Genomic DNA, 11,377 nt, shown 5'->3' on the forward strand with positions numbered 1-11,377 from the left:
ACTAATCCCCTTCCAGGGGTAAACCCAAAGCCTGGCCCTCAGGGCCAGGATATTTACTCCTATCAGGGTAACGTTGTTTCTAAATAAGTAACGCAACTATAACGTTACTGCCTTATTCATTGGTAACGATCTGAGATAAACCCTCCCCCTTCATTTTATCATTGAAAAAACATAAACCCTGATTTACGGGCATTATGAACGATTTATATGTTGTTTATTTGTAGGTTCTTTTGGTTTTGGCACCAAGTTTGCTCTAACCGTTCTGTAAAAGATTAACGCCGCATCTTAAATATAGTTAAAAGATGCAATTAAAAACCCTTAACGGAGGATAAAAACAATGACAGATCTCAATTCAATAGAAGCTGCAAATCAGGTTGACGCAAGAGGAAGTGCATGTCCAGGACCCCTGCTCGAAGCAAAAAAGGGTATCGGCAAAGTCCAGGTCGGCCAGATCCTTGAAATTCTCTCCAATGACTCCGGGACAAGAACTGATATTCCAGCATGGGCTGGAAAAGTCGGACACGGGTATCTTGGCTTTGTTGAAGCAGACGGATATGACAGGCATTTTGTAACTAGAAACAAATAGGCAGGTGATCATGTCACCCCAGGCAAAAAGACAAGAGAACAAAATTTTAATACTCGCCACAGAAACCTGTGCCTATCCAGGAGCAGATTCAGTAGGCCAGGCCCATTCAACTTACCCTGCAAACACTTATATTCTAAGAGTAAGGGCGCCTGTTCTTTTCCCTGAATCATTTTATTTTGACTGCTTTAGAAAAGGGATAAGTGGCATCATTGTCATGTCCTGCGGCGAAGAATGCCCCTATGACGGTGCTTATAAGGCTCTTGCAAAAAGGCTTGATGCTGTTTACAAAAAAATGAAGGCCATGGAAATTGACCTGAAGCGTCTTCGCCTGACAGCCATCTGTACAGTTTGTAACCGGGCTTTTCTAAAAGAGGTAAACCAGATGGACCAGTTGGTACGTGAACTGGGCCCCCCTCAACTTGAGGCATGACTTCAGCGCTTTAGCAACAGACAAATTATAAAGTTCACTGCCATCTTTTTGGCAGTGAACAAAAAAAACAAATCTTTCAGGAGGATTTAATGGTCCCCACAAATATTAAAAATTTTGACACGCTTGTTGTGGGTGGCGGCATTGCAGGATTACAGGCAGCGTTGGACCTTGGCGATCAAGGGTATAAGGTTGCTATTGTGGAAAAAGATGCTTCCATTGGCGGCAAAATGATCCGACTTTCAAAAGTTTTCCCCACCCTTGATTGTGCAAGCTGTATCACCACCCCTAAAATGTCAGCTGCCTCGCACCATGAAAACATCACCTTGTTTACCTATTGTGACCTGACCTCATTAAACCATGAGGGCCAAGGCATTAAAGCTTTAATCACCCAGAAACCAAGGTATGTTGACCCGATTAAATGTATCGGATGCAGGCAATGCGAGTATATCTGTCCGGTCCATGTATCTGATGCGGAACAAGGCGATTTCAGCGCCAGAAAAGCGATTTCCATACCCTTTTCAACTGCCATCCCCCAGCTGCCGATTTTGGATGTAGAACACTGCATGCTTTGCGGGCAATGTGAAAAAACATGTCCCACACATGCCATTGATTATTTTCAGAAACCAGAAGAATTTATCATCCAGGCAAAAACGGCTGTTATTACCACAGGATTTGACTTACTTCCCGTAAAAAATAATTTTCAATACGGTAATGGTCATATACCCAATGTTATTGATTCCATGCAGATGGAAAGAATTTTGGCTCCCCATGGACCTTATAACAGGGTATTAAGGCCTTCAGACGGAATGGAACCCGATTCTATTGCCTATGTTCAATGCGCAGGCTCAAGAGACAAAAGCATGGGGGTTCCCTATTGCTCACGGGTGTGCTGCATGTACGCCATAAAACAGGCCATGCTGCTGTCTGGCTCCCTTCCCTTGGCTGATATCATTATTTATTATATGGATATCAGGGCATTTGGAAAAGGCTATGAACAATTTTATCAAAATGCAAAAGCCATGGGTATTGAGTTTGTCAAAGCCAAGGTTGCAAGGATTGATAAAGGTGAAAATGGCAGTGCCATCGTTCGATATGAAAATCAGGATGGTTCAGGTATTGCAACAGCAGACCACGACCTGGTTGTTCTTTCCATGGGAATGATTCCGGGCTGGGATCCTAGGTCCATCTGCCCCGTTTCCAAAGATTCTGATCAATTCATTACTTCTATAAAACCCAAAATATCCCCTGTGCTCACAAATATGGCCGGTTTGTTCGTGGCTGGAGTCGCAGCAGGACCCAAGGATATTGTGGACACCATTACCGAGTCGGGTTCAGCTGCTATGGAAGCTGCCAAATTCATGTCCAATAGCCATATGGAGAATTAAAGATGAGTGAAAATAATAAAAAAGTCGGTGTCTATATATGCTATTGCGGGGGAAATATCTCTGATCATGTTGATGTTGAAGAAGTCAGGAACAGAGTTGAAAAAATGCCGGGTGTTACCGTAGCCAGAACCAATATGTTCATGTGCTCCGACCCTGGCCAGGAAATGATCATAGAGGATTTAAAAAGTGATAAAATTGATCGAGTGGTTGTGGCATCCTGTGCACCAAGCCTTCATGAAGCAACCTTTAGAGGTGCAATTGAACGGGCAGGGTCCAATCCCTTTATTTATGACCATGCCAATATCAGGGAACAGGTCTCCTGGGTTCACCATGGAGAGACTGCCACAGACAAAGCCACCCTCCTTATTGCAGCGGCTTCCGCCAAGTCAAAATTACTCAAACCTTTAGAGCCGATTCGTGTTGAAGCCAAAAAGCATACAACGGTTATCGGAGGCGGCATTGCCGGTATTAAAACCGCATTGGATATTGCTCAAAAAGGAATTGAAGTTGCTTTAATTGAAAAATTACCCATTCTTGGTGGAAGGCTCAATTCCCTTGACAGACTCGCTCCTTTTGGGGAAAAAGCATCAGACATCCTCAAAGAATTGTTAGACCCGGTTCTTAACCATAATGCCATTACGATTCATACTGATAGTAAAATTGAAACTATAAAAGGATATGTGGGCAACTTCAGCCTGATAGTTACAAAAAAAGAAAATAATAAAGACATAAAATTAAATATAGAAACCGGTGCCATTGTCATGGCAACAGGATCGGTTTCCTACACGCCATTGAATGGAGAATTCGGATTTGGTCAGCATGAACAAGTCATTACGCTTCAGGATTTGATTACCCTGTTAAAAGAAAATAAATCATCCGGATCAAGCCTTGAGGTTAACGGAAAACGTATTAAAAACATGGTCATGATTCATTGCGTGGGCAGCCGGCAGATACCGGGTATCCACCAGCCAAAAGAAAATGGACAACTCAATGAATATTGTTCCAGAACATGTTGTGCAGCATTGCTGAATGCAGCAAATCAAATCAGGGAGAAATTCCCTGAAACCGGTATTTATGAAATGTACCGGGATATCAGAACCTATGGCAGAGGACAGGAAGAATTATATGAACAAGCATCGAAAAACAAAGTTGTTTTCATGCGGTATGAAGCAGATGCCCCTCCTGTTGTGAGTGAAAGCAATCATTCTGAGTACCCATTAAAGGTCAAAATTACAGACAGCTTGACTTTTAATGAAGTCATGGATGTCCCGGCAGATCTTGTGGTGCTTGCAACTGGAATTGAACCGGATAATGTTTCAGATATTGCCTCAATGATGAAGCTTCCCATTGGAACCGATCAATTTCTTCTCGAAGTTCATCCAAAACTTAGGCCAGTTGAATTTTCCATAACCGGAATTTTCCTTGGTGGTACCTGTCAGGCTCCCATGGATACAGGCGAAACCTGCAATGCAGCAGGTGCAGCCGCAGTAAAAGCGTCTGCTCTTCTAAGCAAAGGTTATATTGAACTTGATCCTTTTGTGGCCGAAGTTAATACTGATAAATGCCAGGGACATGGCGCCTGTATCGAGGCCTGCCTTAAAGAAGGGGCGTTAACCCTTACAGAGGTGAAAATTGATGGCAAAATAGTTAAAAAAGCCCAGGTAACTGCTGCCATGTGTTTAGGCTGCGGTGCCTGCGCTGCTGTCTGCCCTAAAAAAGCCATTGATATTAATGGATGGGCATTAAAACAATATGAAGATATGGTTGATGCCATTGTTTCAGATGGATTTGCTGTCTGATCGATTAATAAAACTTCTTTTAATAGGAAGACACATAATGAAAAATCCTGATAATGATAAAGAAAAAGAGGCGAAAAAAGCAGCAATGAAAACACTGCGTGCCCAAAGAAAGGATCTGATAGCCTCGGCTTCATCAAGAATGAAGACCCAAAAAAAAGATATTAAGGCCATCAAAGAATTTTTAAAGGGTAAGAAGGCGACCATTCCTGATATTGCAGAAGGGATAGATATGCCGAAAGATGAAACACTCTGGTATATTGCCACCATGAAAAAATATGGTCAGATTGTTGAAGCCGAAAAAGAAGGTGCCTTTTTTAATTACTCTCTGAATGAACCGGAAAAAACCCAAGAAAAAGAAGAGGTTTGATATGAGTTTGGTAAACTTAGATTTTGCAGAAGAACTAAAAGAGTATAGTGAGGACACAGCTCTTGAGTGTTTTAACTGCGGGACATGTGCAGCCATATGTCCTCTTGTCCATGATAATTTCCCCAGGAGAATGATTCGATATGTCCAGATAGGAGCCAGACAAAAAATTCTTGAAAATTCAGATGAACTATGGCGCTGCCTTCACTGCGGACTTTGTACCCATACATGCCCGAGAGAGGCTGATCCGGGTGAAATCATTCTTGGCCTTAAACGATTTGTTGTTGCAAATTTTCGGAGGTCTTAAAAAATGTTTAATCCCAAAGATATAATTGAAACTCTTGCCAATAATGTACAACAGACAGCAAGCCCTTTTGGCATTCCTAAATTTATGGTTAATACATGGTTCAAACATGCCAGTCTGCCTAAAAAAGGTGAATACCTTTTGTTCACAGGTCTCATGTATCAGTTCACACCGTATATTGAAAAATCAACTCAATACCTTGAAAAATATGAGGGCACCAGAATGGCGGGTCTTTTAAAATATGCCAGGCACATCCCCTCATATATTTCGGGTATTGGTCTTGCCATGATTACATCAGGAAAAGAGAAAAAAAACGCCGGGCAAACCCTGAAAAACATTTGTTCTCTTCTTAAAAAATCAAAAGTGGATTTTGCTTACAGACCCGATCTTGATAATTATTCCGGCATTCTTCTTTATGATATGGGTGATCAGAAAGGATTTGTGGCCCATGCCAAAAAAGTTGCTCAAAAACTTCAAAAGGCGGGAATTAAAAAAATTATTACCGTTGATCCTCATACTGCCTATGCCTTGAAAGAACTTTTTCCAAAATATACAGGAATCAATTTTGAGGTAAAATCATATTTTGAACTTCTTAATCTTAAATCAAAAGATTGTGGACTTGAAGTTACTATACATGATCCATGTTTTTTCGGAAGATACCTCAAATTGTCAGACGTGCCAAGAAAAGTGCTCACAAATTTGGGGATATCCGCATCCGATATCAGAAACCAGGGAGAATTTACAAGCTGTTGCGGCGGGCCTGCTGAATCTATTTCTCCCAGCCTTTCCAATGAAATTATGGAAAAAAGGGCAAAAGAACTGGAGGAACCAGGCAAGCCGATTATTGCCTATTGCCCCATTTGCCTTGGCAATCTTAAAAAATCCGGTGCTAATGTCGAGGACTTAAGCACTTTACTTGTTAGACATATTTAAACACATTAAAAAAACGTTAAATTTAAGGAGAATAAAATGGCTGAAAAAGTAGAAAAAATTGTTTACTTCTGTACTCATGGCGGAGAAGATTGTGAAAGAGCTTCCATATGTTTTGCAATGGCAGGAGCTGCTCTTGCACTTGATATAGAAACAACCGTAGCCCTCCAGGGCAAAGCTGTATATCTTGCACTAGAAGGCTATACAGACCATGTGCCTGAAGCAGGAGGCTTTGCTCCCATATCAAAACTGGTCAGTGATTTTATGGAATTTGGCGGGAAACTTCTTGTATGCAAACCCTGTATTGAAGAAAAAAAAATCGAAGACACACAACTCATTGAAGGAGCCCAGATTACTGCCGGCGGTACATTGAATCTGCTTGCTCTGGAATCTGATGCGCATCTGGTTTATTAGGATTTGATTTTCAAAAAGGGGAAAGGAGAAAATAACAATGTCTGAAAAACAACAAAAAATTCTTTATATGTGTACAGTTGGTGGAGAAGATGCAGAAAAAGCATCAATATGCATTGGTTTGGCAAACGCAGCCCTTGCTCTTGAGGAAGATGTTTCATTAGTTCTTATGGGTAAAAGCGTTTATCTTGCACAAAAAGGATATACCGACCATATTCACCAGGCAGGAGAGCGCGCTCCCTTAAAAAAACTTATGAATGATTTTATGGAACTGGGTGGGAAACTTCTTGTATGCAAACCCTGTATTGAAGAGAGAAACATGGAAATATCAGACTTTATTGAAGGCTCTGAGCTTGCCACGGGAACAACACTGAACATGGCTATACTTGAATCTGATAAACAATTAACATTCTAATATAAACTTTCAAGTTAAATTTATGAGAGGGTAAAAAAATGAGCAATTCATCAATCAACAAACCACCGCAAAGGATAACCGACCTCATCGGTTTTATTAAAAGTGGTGAAGATATAACATGTAACACCATATTTGAGATAGTTCCGGTTGATTTTGCCCATGGTAACATTGAATTTCAGGCTTTTATTTTTCTTTGTCAATATTCCGGGGTAATTGGTTCTCGAGAGTATATGTTTAGAAAATGCTATGCCAGAGGATGTCCTAATAATATCTGTCCACATGTATCCCAGGCTGTGATGATCGCCAACCGATATCTGAAAAGAGATTATAAAAAGCTGACGGATGCGGGCATTGAGCTTGAAGAAAAAAATTTCAACCTTGAGGAAATGATGGTTAAATACGATGGGATTGACATGGAAAAAGATGAGACCACAGGCGGTATTCTTACAATCCATGATTTTATCAATATCGCGAAGGAAGGCAATAGTGTCGAGATTCAAATTGATCTTGAAATAATTCCTGCGGTTGAGCATTTTGCCAATCAAAAGAATGAACAGACTTTTCTTATGGGAGATTTTAATATCACAACCCTGGGAAAGAGAAGCCAATTCCAACGATGCTTAGCCTGTTTTAGAACTGATGATGAAACCGAGGAAAAATCCGTTGCCACCCAGACAGCCAATGATCGTTTAAAGGTTTTGTTTAATGAATTTGACGACGCAAAAGTAGATTATAAACCCAATTTTTTTAGTTAAAAGGAGAAATAACGTGCATGCAACCATTCAAAAACCAATAGGTGAAATAGTAAAGCATATTAAATCCGGTGAAAAGGTCTTTGTTGTCGGGTGTAATAATTGTGCCTGGAAATGCTATTCCGGCGGAGATGACGAAACCAAAATGATGGCAAAACGTCTGACCGACAGAGGGATTGAGGTAACCGGATATACAGCGCCGGGCCCCAAGGGCATGTCCCTGTGTAAATTGGACCATACCCGGAAGGTACTCATGGAAGAACATACAGATGAAGTCAAAAAAGCGGATTCTTTTTTGATTCTTGGATGTGGGCAAGGTGTTCATACTGTGATCGATGCAACAGACGGTGGAATGGTTCACCCCGGTTGCGACACCGTTTTTGGCGGAGAAACCGTTTCAGATACACATATTGAAGAGTATTGTTCTCTTTGCGGAGATTGTATCATTGAATTTACCGGCGGGTTGTGTCCCATAACCCTTTGTGCCAAACAATTGTTGAACGGGCCCTGCGGTGGTGCTGAAAATGGACATTGTGAAGTGGATGAAGAACGTCCCTGCGGTTGGATACTGATTTACGAAAGACTTAAAAAACTAGGACGTCTCGAACTTCTTGATCCCTATCAACCTGCCAAGAAAAATTCAAAATGGAGCCGTCCGCGGACCCTTGAGGTCAGCCCGACTGAAGCCACATTCTGTTCCATCGGTGGTAAGGTTACTGTCAGCAATCAAGACTAACTGATAAAGCAAATATTTAAACACAAACGAACCAAATGATTTTGGTCGACAATCTAAGACATATATAATTTTCAAGGAGTTCAACAATGAAACTGACAACCTTATTTGACAAAGGTGAATTTGTCATTACCGGTGAAGTCGGGCCGATCAAAGGCGCCATTCACAGAGATAAAAGTATTGAACCCACCTGCGCTATTGAAGCGCTTCAACTGCATCAGCATGTTCATGCCGTAAATGTGACTGATAACCAGTCGGCTGTCATGAGGCTGGGGTCTCTTGCTGCAAGCGTCCGTTTAAAAACAAATGGAATCGAACCGGTCTATCAGCTCACCTGCAGGGATCGGAATCGACTGGCATTGCAGTCTGACCTTCTCACTGCCTATTCTCTGGGTATTGACAATGTGTTGCTGCTGACCGGAGACCATATCCAATTAGGTGATCATAAGGAAGCCAAACCCGTATTTGATCTTGATTCGGTTCAATTGATCGATATGGCAAAAGGTCTGAAAAGGGGATATGATATTTCCGGAAGCCGAATTGAGAATTACCTTGACATGGCCTTTGGTGCAGTTGTTAATCCCAATTCAGATCCAATTGAATTGCAAATAATGAAAATGAGAAAAAAAATTGACGCCGGCGCACAATTTTTCCAGACCCAGGCAGTTTATGATGTCAAAATATTTGAAAAATTTATTAAAAAAGTTGAGAGATTTAATTGCCCCATACAGGTTGGCATCGTTGTTCTGAAAACTCCTCAAATGGGAAGATTTATGAATAAAAATATATCCGGTATCCACGTTCCGGATGAATGGATCGATGAAATCGGATCGGTTGGCAAAGAAGATTATAAGAAAAAAGCCGCTGAAATGGCCGGCCGGTTTATTAAAAAAATTAAATCAATGGTCCAGGGCGTCCATATTATGCCCCTTGGCTGGACTGACATTGTCCCTGATATTTTAGAACATGCTCAAATAAAACCGGCTAATAATAAGAGATAGAATCATGTCAAAAAAAATTTCGCGCCGGGCGTTTTTAAAAGGCTCCATTACCATTGCAGGATCTGTGGCGGCTTCTGCAACGGGCGTAAGTACGGCAACCGCTTTGACCAGAGAGAAGAAAGAACCCCTTGCCACATTGATAGATATTTCAAAATGTATTGGATGCGAAGAGTGCGTATATGCCTGCCAGGAATCAAATGCAGACAAATACCCAAACCCTGAAAAACCATATCCTGAAATGTTTCCCAAACGGGTTCCCATAGAGGACTGGTCACAAAAAAGAGATGTCACGGACAGGTTAACCCCCTATAACTGGCTTTATATCCAGCATGCCACTGCAAAAGTGGATGGGGAAGAAAGAGAACTGACCATTCCAAGACGCTGTATGCACTGCGATAATCCACCCTGTGTAAAACTCTGTCCATGGGGAGCGGCAAAGCAGGAGGACAACGGCCTTTCCAGAATTGATTCCGATCTGTGCCTTGGCGGCTCCAAATGTAAAACGGTCTGCCCGTGGGATATTCCCCAGCGGCAGACCGGCACCGGCCTCTATCTTAAGCTCTTACCCGCTCTTGCAGGAAATGGAGTCATGTATAAGTGTGACCGGTGTTATAACCTGCTTGAAAAAGGGGAAGTGCCGGCCTGTATAGAGGCCTGTCCGGAAGATGTCCAGACCATAGGACCAAGAAGTGAAATATTAGAACAAGCACATGCCCTTGCAAAGGAGATGAACGGTTATATCTACGGAGAACATGAAAATGGCGGGACCAGCACCATTTATGTATCTCCTGTTCCTTTTGATGAGTTAAATAATAATATTGAAAAAGGGGATGGCCAGGCACATTTCGAAAAAGTTGAAAACAAAATGGCTTCTGGAAATAATATTGCAAAGGCCATGCTCATTGCCCCGCTGGCCGGAATTGCTGCTGCTGCAGGTAAATTTTACAAGGCCGCAAAGGAGGATGAATAATGAAAAAAAAGATAAACATCCAATCTTGTCTTTACGGAATTACTTTCTTTTTTATCACATTATCCGGTTTTGCACAGATGCCGATTTTTAAGCGCTACTATATTTCTGATATTCCGGGACTTGGGTGGCTGGCTGATTTTTATATAACCCATTTAATGCATTACATGTTTGCAGGAATATTCATGGGTTTAGTTGTATATTCAATTAGTAATTTCATTGTTTTAAAGACTGGTTTTATTCAGTTGACAAGAGACATGATTATCAAGATAGTTATTTTTTCAGGATTGATCTTAACCGGTTCATTAATGGTCATTAAAAATTTCTCCGGCACTCCTTTTTCCAATGGAATGGTCATTGCCCTGGATATCTTACACATTCTTTTTTGCATGGCACTCTTATTTTTTGGTGTTTATCAATTGATTAAAAGAAAAAAAGAATTATTATCTGGATAATAATATATATCAGAGAGGATAGGCCCTATGCCAATTTTTGAGTATAAATGCAATCAATGTAAAAAAGAATTTGAAAAACTGGTTTTTGCCGGAGAAGAAAATAAAATTTCCTGTCCCGAATGTAAAAGCCTGGAAGTGGTTAAAAAAATGAGTGCAACAAGCTTTATGGGAACGGGTATGGGCAAGTGTGCAACCAGCTCACCCAAAGGTTTTTCATGAGCAGGATAAGATTGTTCTTCAGTTTGAAGGATAGAGTTTAAAAAGATGGACCGGGAAGACAAGGTGTTGCCCCCCATAAAAAAAGATGATACAAATTCTAAAATACATATAAATCAAAAAAAAGACCATCCTGGCGATCAGGATTTTATTCGAATTATTTCAAGAAATAAGTGTTTTTAATATAAGGGAGTGTTTTCTTGAAAAAAATCATTTTTCTAATTCTTTTGTCTTTATCTTTCCATACCCCTGTTTTTGCAGAAACCGAAGAAGAACTGTTTGATAAAGGTGTCCTTCTTTTTAAACAAGATCAAACCCAGGAGGCCATTAATACATTCTCAAAACTGATTGAAATCGCTCCCGGCAATGCAGATGCCTACAAAAACCGGGGGGTTTCTTATATGAAGCAGAAAAAATTTGATCTTGCAATCCAGGATTTTGAAAAAGCAAAAGAATTATTTCCTGAATTGAAAGGACTGTATAGTAATCTCGTGTTCGACAGCTGTAGATACACAAAACTGGAAAAGCCCTGCCAGTCAAGGGATACAGCTATCCACTCAAAATGGCGTAGTGCCTACAAAATCAGGGGGTGGATTTGATGGATTTTATCTTTTGAGGAAGCGGTATAT

At 40.9% G+C, this 11,377-nt stretch carries 16 protein-coding genes; all 16 read left to right on the plus strand.

The annotated features are described in order from the left end of the window. Positions 1-337 precede the first annotated feature (337 nt). The 16 genes from QAI40_RS14910 (at position 338) to QAI40_RS14985 (ending at position 11,347) form a co-directional block, all read left to right on the plus strand. Complete coding sequence (locus tag QAI40_RS14910; RefSeq protein ID WP_299983449.1) at positions 338-586, plus strand: sulfurtransferase TusA family protein; 249 nt, start codon at positions 338-340, stop codon at positions 584-586. A gap of 10 nt (positions 587-596) precedes the next feature. Continuing rightward, the gene (locus QAI40_RS14915; protein ID WP_299983447.1) at positions 597-1,016 is read left to right on the plus strand and encodes a hydrogenase iron-sulfur subunit; all 420 of its coding nucleotides are present in this window, start codon (positions 597-599) and stop codon (positions 1,014-1,016) included. 89 nt (positions 1,017-1,105) lie between these two features. Further along, complete coding sequence (locus QAI40_RS14920) at positions 1,106-2,401, plus strand: CoB--CoM heterodisulfide reductase iron-sulfur subunit A family protein (protein WP_299983444.1); 1,296 nt, start codon at positions 1,106-1,108, stop codon at positions 2,399-2,401. Positions 2,402-2,403: 2 nt separating this feature from the next. Then, positions 2,404-4,200, plus strand: coding sequence for a CoB--CoM heterodisulfide reductase iron-sulfur subunit A family protein (locus QAI40_RS14925; protein WP_304511747.1), 1,797 nt, complete (start codon positions 2,404-2,406; stop codon positions 4,198-4,200). A 37-nt stretch (positions 4,201-4,237) separates the two neighbouring features. Further along, on the plus strand, positions 4,238-4,567 hold the full coding sequence (locus QAI40_RS14930) for a hypothetical protein (protein ID WP_299983440.1): 330 nt from the start codon (positions 4,238-4,240) through the stop codon (positions 4,565-4,567). Position 4,568: 1 nt separating this feature from the next. Continuing rightward, positions 4,569-4,871: a 4Fe-4S dicluster domain-containing protein gene (locus QAI40_RS14935; RefSeq protein WP_299983439.1), complete on the plus strand. Its 303-nt coding sequence runs from the start codon at positions 4,569-4,571 to the stop codon at positions 4,869-4,871. A gap of 3 nt (positions 4,872-4,874) precedes the next feature. Continuing rightward, complete coding sequence (locus QAI40_RS14940; protein ID WP_299983437.1) at positions 4,875-5,801, plus strand: (Fe-S)-binding protein; 927 nt, start codon at positions 4,875-4,877, stop codon at positions 5,799-5,801. Positions 5,802-5,837: 36 nt separating this feature from the next. Continuing rightward, the gene (locus QAI40_RS14945) at positions 5,838-6,212 is read left to right on the plus strand and encodes a DsrE family protein (protein ID WP_299983435.1); all 375 of its coding nucleotides are present in this window, start codon (positions 5,838-5,840) and stop codon (positions 6,210-6,212) included. 37 nt (positions 6,213-6,249) lie between these two features. Continuing rightward, complete coding sequence (locus QAI40_RS14950; protein WP_299983433.1) at positions 6,250-6,624, plus strand: DsrE family protein; 375 nt, start codon at positions 6,250-6,252, stop codon at positions 6,622-6,624. 38 nt (positions 6,625-6,662) lie between these two features. After that, entirely contained in the window at positions 6,663-7,379 is a 717-nt protein-coding gene (locus QAI40_RS14955; protein WP_299983431.1) for a hypothetical protein, read from the plus strand. A gap of 13 nt (positions 7,380-7,392) precedes the next feature. Beyond that, positions 7,393-8,112, plus strand: a complete 720-nt coding sequence (locus QAI40_RS14960) for a methylenetetrahydrofolate reductase C-terminal domain-containing protein (protein ID WP_299983429.1) — start codon at positions 7,393-7,395, stop codon at positions 8,110-8,112. A gap of 86 nt (positions 8,113-8,198) precedes the next feature. Further along, positions 8,199-9,110, plus strand: coding sequence for a methylenetetrahydrofolate reductase (locus QAI40_RS14965; protein WP_299983427.1), 912 nt, complete (start codon positions 8,199-8,201; stop codon positions 9,108-9,110). A 4-nt stretch (positions 9,111-9,114) separates the two neighbouring features. Then, entirely contained in the window at positions 9,115-10,080 is a 966-nt protein-coding gene (locus QAI40_RS14970; protein ID WP_299983425.1) for a 4Fe-4S dicluster domain-containing protein, read from the plus strand. Continuing rightward, on the plus strand, positions 10,080-10,532 hold the full coding sequence (locus QAI40_RS14975; RefSeq protein ID WP_299983423.1) for a hypothetical protein: 453 nt from the start codon (positions 10,080-10,082) through the stop codon (positions 10,530-10,532). Before QAI40_RS14970 ends, QAI40_RS14975 begins: the two co-directional genes overlap by 1 nt. A 27-nt stretch (positions 10,533-10,559) precedes the next feature. Next, positions 10,560-10,751: an FmdB family zinc ribbon protein gene (locus tag QAI40_RS14980; RefSeq protein ID WP_299983421.1), complete on the plus strand. Its 192-nt coding sequence runs from the start codon at positions 10,560-10,562 to the stop codon at positions 10,749-10,751. 197 nt (positions 10,752-10,948) lie between these two features. After that, positions 10,949-11,347 (plus strand): tetratricopeptide repeat protein, encoded by a 399-nt coding sequence (locus QAI40_RS14985; protein WP_304511748.1) that lies wholly within the window; start codon positions 10,949-10,951, stop codon positions 11,345-11,347. Positions 11,348-11,377 lie beyond the last annotated feature (30 nt).

It is taken from the genome of Desulfobacula sp. (assembly GCF_030611305.1).
In the GTDB taxonomy this organism is placed as follows: Bacteria; Desulfobacterota; Desulfobacteria; order Desulfobacterales; family Desulfobacteraceae; genus Desulfobacula.